Raw genomic sequence first — 16,160 nt, forward strand, 5'->3', positions numbered from 1 at the left:
TGTCCGGGGATCGGGGGCCTAGCCCCCGAAAGCCGCCTGCAGGCGATCCAGCTGGCTCTGCACCGGATTGACCGGCTGCTCCTCGTCGCCGCCCAGATACATCCGCTGGTCCAGATGCAGGACGCGGTCGTACAGCTTCTCGGCGCGCACGGCGTATTCGATCAGAGCGATGGGCAGCTCGCGATGGCTGGGCTCGCTCTCGACCTTGCGATCGGCCAGACGATAGCGCGGCTCGCAGGCTGCGGCGGCGGTCATGTCCTCCTCGCGCACCGCCCGCTGGACCAGCAGCCAGGACGCGATCTGCATCAGCCGCGTGGTCAGCTTCATGCTTTCGCCCGCATAGGCCAGGGCGGCGGCGCGCGACAGCAGCCGCGAATCCTGACGCCCGTCGCCGTCCAGATAGGCGGCGGTCTCTTCGACCAGCTCCATGCCCTCACGGAAGGTCCGATCAAACAGCTCCGACCGCGCGAAATCCAGCACCTCAGCGCTGCGCGAACGCAATCCGACCATGTCAGCGTCGATGGCGGTCAACTCGATCCTACCCATGAAACGTCACGCGCGTCCGTCAAACTCGCGGGTCAGAACGACTCCGCACGGACTGGAACTGCAAACGTCATGCCACGGATTACGAAAGCGCGGGAGAGGCTGATCAGCGGAAATTGAACAGGGCGTCAGCGGCGCTGCGCTTGGAGGACTTGCCGTCGATGGCGGCTTTCGAACGCGCGATCTCGGCCTCCAGCGCGGCGATCCGCTCGTGCAGATCGTCGACGGCGTATAGGTCCAGGTCTTCCCGTCCCAGGGCCTTCAGCGCCTCGCCGGCTCGGGGCCGCGGCTCCAGATCTTCGAACGACATCATCGCCTCCGTGGTCAGCGACCGCACGAACCCGTATGAAAACGCCCCAATGACTAGGATTGCAAGCGGCGGAGGCATCATGCGGGTCATCGAGATCGAAGGCGGAAAGGGCCCCGCCGAGGCCCTGCGTCTGGCCGAACGCCCCTTGCCGGAGCCCGCTCCCGGCGAGATTCGCATTCACGTGCGCGCCGCGGGCGTCAATCGGCCCGATATTGTTCAACGCAACGGCCTCTACCCGGCGCCGCCCGGGGCCTCGGACATTCTGGGCCTCGAAGTCGCGGGCGAGGTCGATGCAGTCGGCGACGGCGTGACCCGCTGGCGCGTCGGCGACCGGGTCTGCGCCCTGCTGGGTGGAGGTGGTTACGCTGACTGCGCCGTGGTCGACGCCCGTCACGTCCTGCCTGTTCCCGACGGCCTGGACTTCATCCAGGCGGCCGCCCTGCCCGAAACCGCCTTCACCGTCTTCGCCAACGTCTTCGAGGGCGGGGGGCTGAAGGCCGGCGAGACCCTGTTGATCCACGGCGCCACCAGCGGCATCGGCGTCATGGCCATCCAGATGGCGAAGGCGGCAGGGGCCCGCGTCATCGCCACCTCGCGCGGCGCCGCCAAGGCCGAGGCGGCCCGCGCCCTGGGCGCCGACGTCAGCCTGGACGCCACGAACGGCGACCTGCTGGACGCCGTCAAGGCAGCAGGCGGCGCCGATGTCGTGCTGGACATGGTCGGCGCGGACTACGCCGAGCTGAACCTGAATGCGCTCAAGCCCGGCGGACGCTGGGTGGTCATCGCCACCCTGACCGGCGCCCTGGCCCAGATCGACCTGATGCGGGTCATGCTGAAACGGATCGTCCTGACCGGATCGACGCTGCGCAGCCGCCCCGCCGATGAAAAGGCGCGCCTGACCGCCGCTGTCGAGCAGACGGTCTGGCCATGGATCGCGTCCGGCGCCGTGCAAGCCCAGGTTCAGGCGACCTTCCCTCTGGATCAAGCCGCCGCCGCCCATCAGCGACTGGAGGCCGGCGACCATGTCGGCAAGATCGTTCTGACCGTCTGACAGTCCAAGAAAAAACGGGAGGCCGAAGCCTCCCGTTTCATCGTCCTTACCAGTTGCCGCCGCGACGGGCCGGCCGCAGCGATGAAATCCGGTCGTTCAGGCCAGAGCGCCCCAGATCGCGCACGTCGCTGCTGATGATCTGGCAGCGGCCGCGATAGTTGGCGTCCTCGCAGACTTCCCAGCTGCCGCGGCTCAGACGCATCGAGCTGATGGCGTCGTTCAGGCCGCTGTTGCGCAGGTTCGGGATCTCCTCGCGGAAGGTCATCGACTGGCCGCGATAATTGGCGTCGCGATAGACGGTGATGGAGGTGTTGCCCCAACCGCCGCCGTTGCCGCCGCCCGGGCCGCCCGGCCAGCCGCCGTTGCCGCCGCCGGGCCGACCATTGTCCTCATAGTCGCCCCGGTGATTGTAGCAGACCAGCAGGCCGTTATCGTTGCCGATGTCGCTGCTGGAGCAGCGGGCCAGTTCGATCGAGGTCTCGCGCATCCGGCCGCGCGTGTCGCGACAATCGGCATAGAGGCGCCCCTGATTGACGTAGGAGCCCGTGCACGACTGGGTGTAGCTGCCGCGCGGGGCGCCGCGCGCCTGCGCCTGAGCCTCGGCCGGACCGGACGGCACGGTGACGGCGCCGCCGAAGGCCATGACTGCGCCGGCGGCGATAATCGCGAACTGTCTCATGAGAGCTGTCCTTCCCTGAAATCCCTCAGCGCACCAACGCGCCACAAGCGAGACTGTTCAACACCCTCCATGAACCTTTGCTGTACGGGCAGTTCGGACAACGTTTTCTTTTGCCGAAAATGGGCCTATACAGAAGGCCTCAGCGCCCGGCCGAAAGGTCGGGCGCCGTCGATTCAAACGCCCGATTTTCGGGCCGCAAAGCCGGGACGCACGCCCCATGACCGACATCCTGATGCCCAAGGCCACCGCGGTCTGGCTGGTGGACAACACCTCGCTCTCCTTCGAGCAGATCGCGGACTTCTGCGGTCTGCACCCGCTGGAAGTGCGCGGCATTGCCGACGGCGACGTGGCCCGCGATATTCGCGGCGCCGACCCCATCGTCAACGGCCAGCTGACGCGTGAGGAGCTGGAAAAGGCCCAGGCCAACCCCGACTACCGCATGAAGGCTGTGGTCAGCCGCCACGCCGAACTGTTGAAGCCGTCCAAGACCGGTCCGAAGTACACGCCTGTGTCGCGTCGTCAGGACCGCCCCGACGCCATCGCCTGGTTCGTGCGCAACCACCCGGAAGTGACCGACGCCCAGATCGCCAAGCTGCTGGGCACCACCAAGTCGACCATCGAGACCGTGCGCAACCGCACTCACTGGAACTCGGCCAACATCAAGCCGGTCGACCCTGTGACCCTGGGCCTGGTCGGCCAGCTGCAACTGGACGAAATCGTCAAGAAGGCCGCCGACAAGAAGGCCAAGGACGACGCCAAGTCCGGCGGAGGCGTGCTGCAAGCCATCGAAGCAGAGCCGGAAGAGCCCGAGTTCGTCCCCGAGGAGCGCGTGCGCCCCGGCGCCGAGCCGACCGCAGAATCGGTCTTCGGCCGCAACGACGACTGATCGTTCCGACCTGAAATGGAAACGGCCCCGAAGAGCGATCTTCGGGGCCGTTCTCTTTTCATGGGGAGGCCTAGTGGGTCCTGGCCTCCAGACTAGTGATCTCTTCCTTCAACCTGAGCTTTCGCTGCTTGAGTTCCCTGAGGTGTGTCGGGTCCGCGGTGGGCCGGCGCGTCTCCTGCTGAATGGTCTCATCCAGCGTCCTGTGCCGATTTCCCAGTTCGCGAATACGAGCCTCGATGGTCATGGCTTGCGCCTCCATGTCTAAGGGACCACTACACTGAGCGCCCGGAACGACGGCCTGTGGAATCACATTGCGGTGACCCCTCGTCGCTCCGAACACGGAGACTGTGGAAGTCAAAATGGCCGATGATGTGAACTCGACCATACGGAACCCGAAGCCTTCGCGGTTGGTCGTTGGAATCTCTGGCGCTTCCGGCGTCATCCATGGCGCGCGGGTGCTGGACGCCCTGCGTGAACTGGGCGTGGAGAGCCATCTGGTGGTTACGAAGGCCGCCTTGCTCACATTGTCGCAGGAGACGGATCTGAGCCCCGACGACCTGATGTCGAAGGCGGACGTGACCTACAAGCTGGCCGACGTCGGCGCCGCCATCGCCTCGGGCTCCTTCCGCACCATGGGCATGATCGTCGCGCCCTGTTCGGTGCGGACCATGAGCGAAATCGCCACCGGCGTGACCTCGACCCTGCTGACCCGCGCCGCCGACGTCGTGTTGAAGGAGCGCCGCCCCCTGGTCCTGATGGTGCGTGAGACGCCGCTGCATCTGGGCCACCTGCGCACCATGACGGCGCTGACCGAGATGGGCGCGACCATCGCGCCGCCCTTGCCCGCCTTCTACGCCAAACCCGCCAGCATCGCCGAGATGGTCGATCAATCGGTCGGAAGGGCGCTGGACCTGTTCGGTCTGGACTGGGCCTCGGTGCGACGCTGGGAAGGGCTCAACGCCGGAACCCAGGCATGAGCGACCTCTGGACATGGGCCGTCGCGGCCTATGACGCCCCCGGCGTGGCCGAGGTCTGCCTGAGTCTGCAGGACCACAACGAGCAGAACGTGCCGCTGATGCTCTGGGCCGCCTGGGTCGCCGTCACCGGCCGCCGCCCGGACGAGGAGACGATCGAGGCCGCCTGCGACGCCGCCCGCGCCTATGACACCGTCGTCGTCGCCCCGCTGCGCGCCTTGCGGCGGACGCTGAAGGCGCCCATCCCCGACGTCGACAATGAGCACCGCGAGGCCCTGCGCCAACAGGTCAAGGCGTTGGAGCTGGACGCCGAACGCCGCCTGATGCTGGAGCTTGAAGCCTTGGCGCCCGCCCCGTCGGGCGCCCCACGCCGCGCCCTCGACGGCCTGGCCGAGACCGCGAAACTGTGGGCCCGAGTCGTGCCGCGTCCCGCGTTGACGACGCTGGCGGATCGCCTTCCCGCCTGACCGCCGGTCAGTTATAAGAGGGGGCTTCCGGGGCGAGCCATGAACGACGACCAACCTTTCCTGTCCGACGAGGACCAGCAGCTTCGCGATCAGCTGAAGGCGCTTCTGCAGGAGCATGCCGACCTCGACGCCTCGATCGAGGCGCTCGGCCACATGCCGATCCCCGATCAGCTGCGGATCGCTCGCCTCAAACGCAAGAAGCTGGCTCTGCGCGACGAGATCGTGAAGATCGAAGATCGCATCCTGCCCGACATCATCGCCTAGGCCCGCAAAGGCTCAGCGGGCCTTCTTCCGCAACCACATGGCGGCGTCGGCTTCCGACAGCCAGGCCTCAGGATCGGTCTGCCCCGCATAGGCGCGAACGCCGAATGAACCGCCCAGAGCGACGGTCGCGCCTTCCCAGACGAAGCCTTCGGTTTCCAGCGCGCTCGCCAGACGCTTCGCCTTTTCGCGCCCCTCGTCCGCGCCGGCATTCATCAGCAGCAGGGCGAACTCGTCGCCGCCCAGACGCCCGACCGCATCGGACTCGCGCACATTGGCCAGCAGCAGGTCCGCCACGGCCATAAGGGCGGCGTCGCCCGCCGCATGACCCAGGCCGTCGTTGACGCCCTTGAAGCCGTCCATATCCAGATAGAGCAGCGCCGCCTCGACCTCATGGCGGCGGCAATAGGCCATGCTGCGGTTCAGCACCGTCATGAAGCCGCGCCGGTTGAGCGCCCGTGTCAGAACGTCGTGGTCCGCCAAGGCTTCGGCCGTCTCGGCGCGAACGGTCAGGGCGGCGACTTCGGCGCGCAGCCGTTCGATCTCGGCGTGCAGATCAATGCCTGCAGTCGGTTCGGCCACGTCGGTCAAGTCAGGCTCCGGTATCGCGAATCGCGGGCGACTCAGGCCCTCGCGACGATGATGATTCTAACGACCTTGGTTGCGGGCGCAACGCGCGTGCTGTAACGGGCCGCTTTCCGTGTGGGGAGCCTTCGCATGACCGCCTCGACGCCGCCCGTTTCGACTCCAGAAGTCGCCATCATCATGGGCAGCCGGTCCGACTGGCCGACGATGAAGCTGGCCGCCGAACGCCTGGATCAGCTGGGCGTGACCTGGGAAGCCCAGGTCGTCAGCGCCCACCGCACACCGCAGCGCCTCTATGACTTCGCGACGAGCGCCAAGGCCAAGGGCCACAAGGTCATCATCGCCGGCGCCGGCGGCGCGGCCCACCTGCCCGGCATGGCCGCCTCGATGACCGACCTGCCCGTCCTGGGCGTGCCGGTCCAGTCCAAGGCCCTGAAGGGCATGGACAGCCTGCTCTCCATCGTCCAGATGCCCGGCGGCGTACCGGTCGCCACCCTGGCCATCGGCGAGGCGGGCGCCGCCAACGCCGGCATTCTGGCGGCGCAGATCCTGGCCCTGTCGGACCCCGACCTTGCCGAACGTCTGAGCGCCTTCCGCGCCGCCCAGACCGATTCCGTCGCCGAAACCGTCGAGGACTGACTTGCCCCAGCTGCCCCTGAGCCCCGGATCGACCCTCGGCATTCTCGGCGGGGGCCAGTTGGGCCGGATGCTGAGCCAGGCCGCCTCGCGCCTCGGGTTCGACGTGGTGATCCTCGACCCGCAGCCCGACTGTCCGGCCGCCCGCGTCTCGCGCGCCCAGATCACCGCCCCCTACAATGACCCCGACGCGCTTCAGGCGCTGGGCCGGCTGTGCGACGTCGTCACCTTCGAGTTCGAGAACGTCCCGGCCTCGTCGGTCGAGACCCTGGCCGAGGCCGGCGCCCTGGTCGCGCCCGGACCGACGGCTCTGGCCGTGGCTCAGGACCGGGTGGACGAGAAGACCTATCTGAACGCCGTCGGCGCCGTGACCGCCGACTTCGCCGCCGTCTCGACTCTGGACGACCTCGTCAAGGCCATCGACAGGCTGGGCCTGCCTGCCGTGCTGAAAACCCGGCGCGAGGGCTATGACGGCAAGGGCCAGGTCTGGATCCGCGACGCCGCCGACGCCGAGGCCGCCTTTGACGCCATCGGCCGCCGTCCCGCCGTGCTGGAAGCCGCCGCCGTCTTCAACCGCGAACTGTCGGTCATCGCCGCGCGCGGCCACGACGGCGCGATCGCCGTCTATCCCCTGGGCGAGAATATCCACGCCAATGGCGTGCTGAAGACCACCCTGGCCCCCGCCGCCGTCGACGCCAAGACACAGGCCCGCGCCGTGGAGATCGCCTCGGCGGTCCTCGACGGCCTCGACTACGTCGGGGTCATGGGCATCGAGTTGTTCGACATGGGCGCCGATTCTGAAGGAAAGCCCGTCCTGCTGGTGAACGAGGTCGCTCCGCGCGTCCACAATACCGGCCACTGGACCCAGGACGGCTGCGTCTGCGACCAGTTCGAGCAGCACATCCGCGCCATCGTCGGCTGGCCCCTGGGTCCCACCGAAGCTCACGCCCGCATCGGGATGACCAACCTGCTGGGCGACGAGGTCGATCAATGGCGCGCCCTGGCCGCCGAACCGAACGCTCGCCTGCACCTCTACGGCAAGCACGAGGCCCGCGCCGGTCGCAAGATGGCGCACGTGAACAAGATTCTCTGACCCTCTCCCAATAGGAGAGGGCTTGAGCGCACGAGCGCGTCAGCGATCGTCCTTGCGCGAAAGGGTGAGGGTTCGCGACTTGCCATGCCTGCGCGACGCTCGCACACTTCTTTCATGACGCCCCCGCGAACCGACCGCGCACGCAAGTTGCGCCAATCCTCCGGCCGTGCCGAGGAGCGCGTCTGGTCGGTCCTGCGTGGCGGTCGGATCGACGGCCACAAGTTTCGCCGTCAGCATCCCATCGGACCTTACTTCGTCGACTTCGCCTGCGACCGTCTACGCCTGATCATTGAGATTGACGGCGGCGTGCATCAGCTAGACGAGGTCATGGCGCGTGACCGCCAGCGACAACAAGCGCTTGAGACGTTCGGCTGGACAGTGATCCGAATGACCAATGATAAGATTTTCAGTGCGCCGGAGGTATTGATCGAGGCCGTCATGCAGCACGCCCGGCGTCTTCAAGGCTGACCGTCGCCCCTCACCCTTTCGCGCAAGAGCGGCGACTTCGCCGCCGCGCGCTCAAGCCCTCTCCCATCGGGAGAGGGAGGCTCAAGCTTCCTTCGCCCCATACCTCAGCCGCCCCAGGGCGTCCGTGACGGCCTTGATCGGGGCGTCGAAGTCCTTGCCGGCCTTCCACTTCTCGAAGGCCATGACGTTCTCAATGCGGCGGGCGACGAAGGCTTCAGCGGCCTCACGCCCCTCGAACCAGCGCATGGTCAGGGCCGGGATCAGGATGCCGCCAAGGATGGCGCGCTTGGAATAGTGGTTCTGGTCCGTCGCCGTGTCCCCGGCCCACCGCCACAGATGATCGGCGCTTTCCCAGGCCAGCTTGAAGCCCAGGTCCACATTGGTCGGCAGGGTCAGAAAACCGGCGCAGCGCTTCGCCGCCTCGATGTCCTGCGCCCCCGCCTCCATCCGCGCCGAGACGGCGGCGGCGATTCGCTCGCGAATCTTCATCGTGGCGGCGGGCGTGGCCTCCAGCGCCTCAAGCGCTCGCGAATCGTGGCGACGCGACAGCAGGACAGCCAGGTCGCGCGCGCCGTTCGGCAGCAGCAGTTCCTCGTCCCCCAGCGACAGGCCGTTCGCCTCGCAGGCGGCGCGCACCAGACGGCTGTTCCAACCCATTGCGGGCGCGCACTCTATGGCGGCGTCAAGCACGGCCTGCTCCATACGGGAGGCCCAGTCGGTTTTGGGAGCGGCGGCGTCAGCGGTCTCGATCATATCCCCAGAATAGTCCTGTCCTCGTGGCTTTTCGACCCATCACGATTGCCTGTGTCGATCTGGACAGGCCCCCGCTCGTCGTGTATCAGCGCGCCTTCATCCGAGAGCCCAGTCTTTCGGGAGAGATTTTATTTTGTCTGCCCGTCTCCCTTTGAAAGGACGCGGCGGGCGGCCAAAGGAGAGATAACCCTGGTTCAGATTTTCGTTCGCGACAACAATGTCGATCAGGCGCTGAAAGCCCTGAAGAAGAAGATGCAACGTGAAGGCAGCTTCCGTGAAATGAAGCGCCACGTGCACTTCGAGAAGCCCTCGGAAAAGCGCGCTCGCCAAAAGGCTGAAGCCGTTCGCCGCGCTCGCAAGCTGGCCCGCAAGCGCGCCCAGCGCGAAGGTCTGCTGCCGGCTCCGAAGCCCCGCACGCCGGGCGGCCGTTAATACGGCCCCAGCCACAGGCTGAAAGATCAAGGCCCGCCCCGGGAAACCGGAGCGGGCCTTTTCTTTGTCTTGGTGTCCGCTGAGGCCCTAGAAAACGCCCACGGCGGCATCAGCCCAGATCAGCAGCACAGCGAAGACCAGGGCGCCGCCGATCGCCAGCCGCCAGGCCAGCTTTTTCGTGCGCCAGGCCGCCAGTTCGAAGACCAGGCCCGCTCCGACCAAAAGGGCTCCCGCGAAGGCGAAGTCTGCGGCGTCCCACGCCACCTCACGGGTGAACTGCATGGCGATCAACGGCAAAAGCAGCAGGGCCGCGATCAGCCCCCACATCGCCAGACGCCACTGGCCGCCCGTTCTGAATATCGTCGTCGCCATGATCCGCCTCGATGATTGAGCCTCTGCCCGGGTGAACGGACGACGACGCGCTCGGTTTCGCGCCGTCGTCTCGCCCGCTTCAGGCGCCCCCGCGCACCGCGCCGAGGAAGCTCTTCCAGTTCAGTTTCACGTCCGACAGGGCGCCGGCGCGGAAGGCCCGGCCCGCCACCCAGACCATCAGGGCGGCGAAGACGAACATGCCGATCAGGGCGCCGACGATCTCAATCAGCGGCGGGCCGCTGGGCGCGCGGGCGGCCATGACGAAGGGGGTGAAGGGCGGGATCAGGCTCATGATCTTCACCACCGGGGCGTCCGGCGTGCGGATGGCCATCTGCATGACCAGCAGCGGCACGAAAAGCACCATCATGATCGGCCCCATCAGGGTCTGGGCGTCGCGCGGCGTCTCGCAGAAGGCGCCGATGGCCGCGAACAGAACCGCGTACATCAGATAGCCGCCGACCATGAACAGCAGGAAGTAGACCAGCAGGCCGTTGCTCATCAGCACTGAGCCTACGTCGCGGGCCATGTCCGGCGCCCCGGCGACCAGGGCGATCCCGCCCAGCCCGCCCCAGGCGATGAGCACCGTCAGCGTCAGCAGGGCCACGCCCAGCACCTTGCCCGTCAGGATTTCGGTGGCTGAAGCCGAGGAGAGCAGGACCTCCAGGATCTTGTTCGACTTCTCCTCCATCACGCTGTTCAGCAGGATCGAGGCGCCGGTGATGATGAGCGACCACAGGATGAAGCCGACCGCCAGACCGACCACGGTGGGCAGCTTGTCGCGGAACGAGACCTCGCCGCCCGAACGCGCCTTGGGCGAGAAGACCGACAGTTCAGGACGGAACCGATCCGTCTGGGCCACCACGGCCGGGTCGATTCCGCTGGCCGCGAAGACCTGATGACGGTTGGCGTCCTTCAGGGCGTCGCGAACGGCGTCCTCGACCGCGTCGTCGGTGGCGCGCGCCGTCCAGACGCGGGCGCCCGGCTGGCCGTTCGCCTCGGTCAGGAAGACCACACCGCTCAGCTTCTGCCCCTCTGACGCGTCATCGCTGACATAGCGCCTCGCCAGGGCGTCGCGCGCCTCGCCAGGGGCGGCGGCGGCGATCTCGGCCGGCGGCGCGACCAGGGTCAGGTTGCGCTTGGGCAGGTCAAAGGCGGCGCCCGCGCGCGGGGCTTCGCGTTTCAAGGCGGCCACGCCGGCGTCAAAGCCTTCGGTCTCGGCGATCTTTCGCACCCGGTCGCCGCCGGCCACGCCCGCCTCGGGGATGGCGGCCATGCGCAGGGCGCTGATGTCGCCTCTCGCCTGCTCGCTCTCCAGAGCCTGCTTCACGGCGGCGGCCAGGCCGGAACCGGCGGGCGCTTCATCGACCAGCGCGACCTGTCGCGTCGGCTCTGCGCTCTTCATCAACAAAGGGATGGCGCCGCCCAACACGCCGAACAGCGGGAAGGCCAGCAGCGACAGCCAGAAGCCGACGGTCTTGGCGTAGGCCATGAACTCGCGGCGCGCGATCAGAAGGGTGCGGTTCATCGGGCGGCCTCCGTCTTGAGAGCGTCACGGGCGCCATCGCGGGCGACAGTCTGGTCATCGTCCGGATGATCGCCGGTCAGGGCGATGAAGGCGTCGTGCAGGGTCGGCTCCTTGATCTGGAAGCGCCGCACGTCCAGCCCGCTCAGGAAGGCCGACTTCAGCGCCTCCTGCCCGCCCGCGCCCTGCGCCAGCCCGGCGCGCAGCGTGCGTGCGCCGTCCTGCTCGTTCAGAACCTCGACGCCGCTCACCCCCGGCAGGGCCGAAACGGCGGCGACGTCCAGCGCGCCTTCCAGCTCCAGGAAGCGCGGCGAGGTCGCCCGCGCCTGATCCACCGTGCCTTCAAACGCCTTATTGCCGCGCGCCAGCAGCACGACCTTGTCGCACAGGCGTTCGGCGTGCTGCATGACGTGGGTCGAGAACAGGACGGTCGCGCCGTCCGCGGCCAGGGCCCGGATCATGGCCTCCAGGCCTTGCTGGTTCATCGGGTCGAGGCCGGAAAACGGCTCGTCCAGAATTACGAACTCGGGGCGATGCACGACCGAGGCGATCAACTGGACCTTCTGGGCCATCCCCTTGGACAGCTCCTTCATCTTCTTCTTCTGGGCGTCGCCGAGGCCCATCTGGGTCAGCATCTCGCGGGCGCGCTTGCGCCCCTCGGACGCCGGCACGCCCTTCAGCCCGCCGAAGAAGGCGATGGCGTCCACCGGGGTCATCTTCTTGTAGAGTCCACGTTCCTCGGGAAGAAAGCCGATGCGATCACGCACCTTGCGCCCGTCGTCGGCGCCGAGGATCTCGATCCTGCCCGAGGTGGCGGGCTGTAGTCCCAGGATCATGCGCAGGGTCGAGGTCTTGCCCGCGCCGTTGGGGCCGAGGAAGCCGCAGATGGTGCCCTTCTCGACCTCGAAGCTCAGGTCGGACACGGCCTGAAAGCCGCCGTACCTCTTGCTGATCCCGTCCAGCGTCAACGCCGCAACCATGCCGTCCCCCTCGCAATCACAGAACGCGAATCCTAACGGTGCGAGGCGGGAAATGGAAAGGGCATTTTACATTACGGATCGGTCATGATCCGTGCCGCCCTACTTGGGCGCGATCACCTTCACATCGAAGCTTTGGCCGACGACCTTGGTCGGATTCACCTGACCGCCGTTGCGGCGCACCTCGAAATGCAGGTGCGGGCCGGTCGAATAGCCGGTCGAGCCGACCAGGCCGATACGCTCGCCCGTCGCCACTGACTGGCCGGTGTGGACGTCGATGCGGCTCAAATGGCCGTAGACGCTGCTCATGCCGTTGGGGTGCTTCACCTCGATGAAGTTGCCGTAGCCGCCGGCCTGAAAGCCAGCCCGGATCACCTTGCCCTCGGCGGTCGAATAGACGCTGGTGCCCTTGGGCGCGGCGATGTCCACGCCCTTGTGGGCGCGGGCCTTGGCCTCGATGGCCAGCTTGCGCAAACCAAAGGCCGAGTTGATCCGATAGCCCTTCACCGGAGCCTCGAACACGAGCTTGCGCATCAACGGACCGGCGGGCTTCGCCACCGCCATGACCGGCGGCGCGGCGGGCGCGGAAAGGTCCTCGACCTTGTCCGGGGCGGGATTGGCGCCGTTCAGCGGGGCCGCAGCCATGGCCAAGAAGGCGGCGCCGGCCAGCAGGGTGATATGGCCGACATGAAACACGAACGGCCGGGCGGCCGGAGGTAAGAAACGCATACTGGAACAACAGCTCCTGACGCTCTTTCAAGCGGGAGGGCCGTCATGATCGCGCGGGGCGCGGATGGCGGAAAACGCTCGCCGACGGCCGGGGTTGTCCTTTTCTGGCATTACACCGGGACCTGAATGGGGCGCCGCCAAGGCGACAAGGGGTCGCGGGTCGGGAACTAAAACGCTCCTGACGAAATGAAAGGGGCCGCGCGATTTGCGCCGCGCGGCCCCCTCCCCGCCTGTCGAACGCCTTACAGCGGCAGGGTCAGTTGCACCCCGCCCATGTGGCTGTCGGCCTGATCACCGAAGCGACCCTTGTAGCCGATCGAGACCTTGAGCCGCTCCATGATCGTGCCCTCGATGCCCGCCGAAGCCAGGAACTGACCGCCCCAGGGGCTGTCGATGTCGCGCGCCAGGACCTGCGCCGGGTTTCCGGCGATGCCGGTGCGCACCGGGTCGCTGTCGTCGCTCAGGCTGTCGCGATAGCCGCCCTCGGCGTAGAAGTGGAAGCGGTCGACGCCGCCCTCCGCGCGCAGGGCGATCTCAGCGGTCGTGCCCTGAACGGAGCGGTCCTTATAGGCGTATTGCGCCGCCGGGCCCTGCTCGTCGAAGCCGTCCACGTCGCTGTTGATCCAGGCCACGGCCGCGCGCGGCGACAGGGCGATGCCGCCCATGTCGAACCACATCCCGCCCTGCAGACGCGCGCCCGTCGAAACGCCGCGCGTCGAGCCTGTGTGTACGACCGGCGCCAGGGAGGTCAGGCGGCTGATGTCGTTGAAATCGTCCTGGGCCACGCCCGCCGCCGCATTGACAAACAGGTCGCCCGAGCGCCAGCCGCCATAAACGTCGAGCCCGAAGCTATCCAGATCGACGTTCAGGCTGCCCGCGTCCACGTCGGCGTTGCGATAGCTGCCGGCCAGACCGAACCTCATCCTCTCCGAACCCGCCTCCAGCGCGATCCGCACGCCGTACCCGTCCGAGGTCGCCTCGCCGATCCGGCCGCGCGCGTCGGTCTTGGTCCGGTCCGCCAGGGCCGAGACCGAGATCGCCGTTCCCGTCGTCCAGGCATCGCGGCCCGACAGGCTGGCGGTCGCGCCGTCCAGCGCATCCTCGCGGTGGCGCCAGGCCGTCTCGCCCAGCACGGCGGTCTGCGAGCCCAGATCGCCGTAATACAGGTAGTCATTAGCCAGACGCGCGATCACGGCATGGCCCGTGGCCGTCGGGTGCACCCCGTCGAAGTAGAAGTAGTCGTTGGGGTTGGCGCAGACCGTCACCCCGTTGAAGCAGGGCTGGGTGACGTTCGACACACCGAAGGCGCCGGGGTTGGCGGCGATGACGTCGCCGATCTTGAACAGGTCCATCATGATGATGTTGGTGCCCGGCCGCGCCGCCGCCGTAGCGTTCAGACCCGTCAGCAGGGCGCCGTTGAAGGTCGTCACCGCATAATCGGCCAGGGGCGCGGCGGGCGTGGCGCGGAACTGCGGCGTCAGGCTGAGCTTGGGCAGGTTTGTGACCAGGATGGTCCCCGCCCCCGCCTGGGCCACGCTGCCGACGATGAAGTTCATGTCAGCCGCGGCGCCCAGCGCCACCGGCGCGATGCTGCCTTGCGGGTTGGAGGAGGCGCCCGCCGCCGGCAGGCCCTGGAAGATGTTGTTGGCGCCGCCCAATATGCTGACCAGATCACCGGCCCCGAACACGCCGCCCCGCGACTGATACTGGGCCAGTTGGACTCGCATTCCCATCGGGGCGGCCTGGCTGTCAGTGCGCGCCCCGCCGAAGGCGTAGTTGATGCTGCCGCTCACCGGCCCCATGAAGTTGGCGGCGTTGAAACCCAGCCGCTCGGTGAAGACCGGCCCGCTGGAAAAACGCCCCTGGTAATAGGGCGGCGAGGCCGGGGTCGATCCGCCCGTCGCCAGATAGAGGTTGCCGTTGTCGGACAGGCTGTCGCCGAAGACGACCAGCCGGTTGTAGCTCTGGGCCCCGGCGGCGCTTGCGGTCGAGACGGCGGCCAGGGTCAGGGCGGCCAGGGCCGCTCCTCGAAGAAGACGAGACATCGATGTTCCTCCCTCGACCGTCCGTATGCGGTCGTTATCCGAAGGATGCGCTGCTTTGCCGTGAGCGCAAGATGCCCCTAGGGAAGCTGAACAGCGATCAGTGAAGCATTCGGAAGCGCACTGTGCCCGGCAGGTCACGCAGGACCTTCAGCACCTCGGGATCATAGTCACGATCCACGTCGGTGATAACGTAGCCGGTCCGCTCGTCCGTCTTCAGGTGCTGGCCCAGGATGTTGAGGCCCACCGCCGACAGGGCGCGGTTCAGCTCGGCCAAGACACCGGGCTGGTTCCTGTGGATGTGCAGCAGGCGGTGGGCGCGCGACACCTCGGCCAGTTGCACGTTCGGCAGGTTGACGCAGAAGGTGGTATCGCCCCGGTTCAGATAGCCCAGCAGACGCTCGGCAGCGAACTCGGCGATGGCTTCCTGCGCCTCCTCGGTCGAGCCGCCGATGTGGGGCGACAGGATGACGTTCTTCAGGCCCTGCAGGGGGCTGGCGAAGGGGTCGGCGTTGGTGCGCGGCTCCTCGGGGAAGACGTCCACCGCAGCGCCCGCGATCCGGCCCGACTTCACCGCCTCGGCCAGGGCGTCGACATCGACGACGTGGCCGCGCGACAGGTTCAGGAACAGGGCGCCGGGCTTCATCTTGGCGAACTGGGCCGCGCCGATGACGTCGGCGTTATCCTTGCGTCCGTCGACATGCAGGCTGACCACGTCGGCCTCGGCCAGCAGGGCGTCCAGCGAGCGCATCCGCCGGGCGTTGCCCAGGGCCAGGCGTTCCGACAGGTCGTGGAAGATGACCCGCATCCCCAGCCCCTCGGCCAGAACCGACAACTGCGAACCGATAGCGCCGTAGCCGACGATGCCCAGGGTCTTGCCGCGCAGTTCGCGCGAACCGGTGGCCGACTTGTTCCACTTGCCCTGATGCATGGCCGCCGACTTGTCAGCCACGTCGCGCATAAGGACGATGGTCAGGCCGATGGCCAGTTCGACCACCGAGCGAGTGTTGGAATAGGGGGCGTTGAACACAGCCACCCCGTGTTCGGCGGCGGCCTCCAGATCGATCTGGTTGGTGCCGATGCAGAAGGCGGCGACGGCCAGCAGGCGGTCGGCGTGTTCCAGAACCCGCTTGCTGACGTTGGTCTTGGAGCGGATGCCAAGGACGTGCACGCCCTTGATCGCCTCGATCAGGTCGTCCTCGTCCAGGGCGCCCTTCATGGTTTCGACAGTATAGCCCGCCTCCTCCAGCCGCTCGACGGCGGCGGGGTGGATGTTCTCCAGCAACAGCATGCGGACGCGGTTGCGCGGATAGGACCAGCGCCCGGCCACGCCCTCGGCGAACAGGACCTCGTCCAGCGAAGCGGCGGTCGCGTCGGCGA

At 67.5% G+C, this 16,160-nt stretch carries 21 protein-coding genes; 9 read left to right on the forward strand and 12 right to left on the reverse strand.

The window, feature by feature from the left end; all coding sequences use genetic code 11:
* Positions 1-18 precede the first annotated feature (18 nt).
* Positions 19-546: a DUF1465 family protein gene (locus B3K53_RS10835; RefSeq protein ID WP_390183116.1), complete on the reverse strand. Its 528-nt coding sequence runs from the start codon at positions 544-546 to the stop codon at positions 19-21.
* Positions 547-649: 103 nt separating this feature from the next.
* Entirely contained in the window at positions 650-853 is a 204-nt protein-coding gene (locus B3K53_RS10840) for a DUF1192 domain-containing protein (protein ID WP_292084295.1), read from the reverse strand.
* A gap of 79 nt (positions 854-932) precedes the next feature.
* Between B3K53_RS10840 and B3K53_RS10845 the strand changes: the two genes are divergently transcribed.
* Positions 933-1,904: an NAD(P)H-quinone oxidoreductase gene (locus B3K53_RS10845; RefSeq protein ID WP_292084501.1), complete on the forward strand. Its 972-nt coding sequence runs from the start codon at positions 933-935 to the stop codon at positions 1,902-1,904.
* A gap of 46 nt (positions 1,905-1,950) precedes the next feature.
* On the opposite strand, the gene B3K53_RS10850 is transcribed toward B3K53_RS10845, so the two are convergent.
* Positions 1,951-2,583, reverse strand: coding sequence for a beta/gamma crystallin-related protein (locus tag B3K53_RS10850; protein ID WP_292084298.1), 633 nt, complete (start codon positions 2,581-2,583; stop codon positions 1,951-1,953).
* Between the two features lie 217 nt (positions 2,584-2,800).
* Here B3K53_RS10850 and B3K53_RS10855 point away from each other — a divergent pair, with 217 nt between their 5' ends.
* Positions 2,801-3,469, forward strand: a complete 669-nt coding sequence (locus tag B3K53_RS10855; RefSeq protein ID WP_312063353.1) for a DUF1013 domain-containing protein — start codon at positions 2,801-2,803, stop codon at positions 3,467-3,469.
* 70 nt (positions 3,470-3,539) lie between these two features.
* Here B3K53_RS10855 and B3K53_RS10860 read toward each other — a convergent pair whose 3' ends face one another.
* The gene (locus tag B3K53_RS10860) at positions 3,540-3,713 is read right to left on the reverse strand and encodes a YdcH family protein (protein WP_292084299.1); all 174 of its coding nucleotides are present in this window, start codon (positions 3,711-3,713) and stop codon (positions 3,540-3,542) included.
* Positions 3,714-3,828: 115 nt separating this feature from the next.
* On the opposite strand from B3K53_RS10860, the gene B3K53_RS10865 reads away from it, so the two are divergent.
* Genes B3K53_RS10865 through B3K53_RS10875 form a run of 3 tightly spaced genes read left to right on the forward strand, consistent with a single transcriptional unit; the run spans position 3,829 to position 5,174 of the window.
* Complete coding sequence (locus tag B3K53_RS10865) at positions 3,829-4,446, forward strand: UbiX family flavin prenyltransferase (RefSeq protein ID WP_292084301.1); 618 nt, start codon at positions 3,829-3,831, stop codon at positions 4,444-4,446.
* Positions 4,443-4,910: a TIGR02444 family protein gene (locus tag B3K53_RS10870; RefSeq protein ID WP_292084302.1), complete on the forward strand. Its 468-nt coding sequence runs from the start codon at positions 4,443-4,445 to the stop codon at positions 4,908-4,910. Before B3K53_RS10865 ends, B3K53_RS10870 begins: the two co-directional genes overlap by 4 nt.
* A 39-nt stretch (positions 4,911-4,949) precedes the next feature.
* Entirely contained in the window at positions 4,950-5,174 is a 225-nt protein-coding gene (locus B3K53_RS10875) for a YdcH family protein (protein WP_292084303.1), read from the forward strand.
* Between the two features lie 12 nt (positions 5,175-5,186).
* Here the strand turns inward: B3K53_RS10875 and B3K53_RS10880 are convergent, their stop codons facing one another.
* Positions 5,187-5,753: a GGDEF domain-containing protein gene (locus tag B3K53_RS10880; RefSeq protein ID WP_292084502.1), complete on the reverse strand. Its 567-nt coding sequence runs from the start codon at positions 5,751-5,753 to the stop codon at positions 5,187-5,189.
* A 135-nt stretch (positions 5,754-5,888) separates the two neighbouring features.
* Here B3K53_RS10880 and purE point away from each other — a divergent pair, with 135 nt between their 5' ends.
* The 3 genes from purE (at position 5,889) to B3K53_RS10895 (ending at position 7,953) form a co-directional block, all read left to right on the forward strand.
* A complete protein-coding gene (gene purE, locus B3K53_RS10885; protein WP_292084304.1) occupies positions 5,889-6,395 on the forward strand; it encodes a 5-(carboxyamino)imidazole ribonucleotide mutase in 507 nt (168 codons plus the stop codon).
* A gap of 1 nt (position 6,396) precedes the next feature.
* Entirely contained in the window at positions 6,397-7,485 is a 1,089-nt protein-coding gene (locus B3K53_RS10890) for a 5-(carboxyamino)imidazole ribonucleotide synthase (RefSeq protein ID WP_292084305.1), read from the forward strand.
* A gap of 114 nt (positions 7,486-7,599) precedes the next feature.
* Positions 7,600-7,953 carry an endonuclease domain-containing protein gene (locus B3K53_RS10895; RefSeq protein WP_292084504.1) on the forward strand — a complete coding sequence of 118 codons (354 nt, stop codon included), beginning with the start codon at positions 7,600-7,602 and terminating at the stop codon, positions 7,951-7,953.
* 81 nt (positions 7,954-8,034) lie between these two features.
* On the opposite strand, the gene B3K53_RS10900 is transcribed toward B3K53_RS10895, so the two are convergent.
* Positions 8,035-8,706 carry a COQ9 family protein gene (locus tag B3K53_RS10900; protein ID WP_292084307.1) on the reverse strand — a complete coding sequence of 224 codons (672 nt, stop codon included), beginning with the start codon at positions 8,704-8,706 and terminating at the stop codon, positions 8,035-8,037.
* 189 nt (positions 8,707-8,895) lie between these two features.
* Between B3K53_RS10900 and rpsU the strand changes: the two genes are divergently transcribed.
* Positions 8,896-9,138, forward strand: a complete 243-nt coding sequence (gene rpsU, locus B3K53_RS10905; protein ID WP_105562988.1) for a 30S ribosomal protein S21 — start codon at positions 8,896-8,898, stop codon at positions 9,136-9,138.
* Between the two features lie 87 nt (positions 9,139-9,225).
* Here the strand turns inward: rpsU and B3K53_RS10910 are convergent, their stop codons facing one another.
* From B3K53_RS10910 to serA, 6 genes are all read right to left on the reverse strand, one after another.
* Entirely contained in the window at positions 9,226-9,510 is a 285-nt protein-coding gene (locus tag B3K53_RS10910) for a hypothetical protein (protein ID WP_292084308.1), read from the reverse strand.
* Positions 9,511-9,589: 79 nt separating this feature from the next.
* The gene (locus B3K53_RS10915; RefSeq protein ID WP_292084309.1) at positions 9,590-11,035 is read right to left on the reverse strand and encodes an ABC transporter permease; all 1,446 of its coding nucleotides are present in this window, start codon (positions 11,033-11,035) and stop codon (positions 9,590-9,592) included.
* Entirely contained in the window at positions 11,032-12,012 is a 981-nt protein-coding gene (locus B3K53_RS10920; protein ID WP_292084311.1) for an ABC transporter ATP-binding protein, read from the reverse strand. The genes B3K53_RS10915 and B3K53_RS10920 overlap by 4 nt, the downstream gene beginning before the upstream one ends.
* A 99-nt stretch (positions 12,013-12,111) precedes the next feature.
* On the reverse strand, positions 12,112-12,738 hold the full coding sequence (locus B3K53_RS10925; RefSeq protein WP_292084313.1) for a M23 family metallopeptidase: 627 nt from the start codon (positions 12,736-12,738) through the stop codon (positions 12,112-12,114).
* 242 nt (positions 12,739-12,980) lie between these two features.
* Entirely contained in the window at positions 12,981-14,783 is a 1,803-nt protein-coding gene (locus B3K53_RS10930; protein WP_292084316.1) for an autotransporter domain-containing protein, read from the reverse strand.
* A 97-nt stretch (positions 14,784-14,880) separates the two neighbouring features.
* Positions 14,881-16,110 (reverse strand): phosphoglycerate dehydrogenase, encoded by a 1,230-nt coding sequence (gene serA / locus B3K53_RS10935; protein WP_349680933.1) that lies wholly within the window; start codon positions 16,108-16,110, stop codon positions 14,881-14,883.
* Positions 16,111-16,160 lie beyond the last annotated feature (50 nt).

Origin of the sequence: Brevundimonas sp. UBA7506 (assembly GCF_002479495.1) — a bacterium.
In the GTDB taxonomy this organism is placed as follows: Bacteria; Pseudomonadota; Alphaproteobacteria; order Caulobacterales; family Caulobacteraceae; genus Brevundimonas.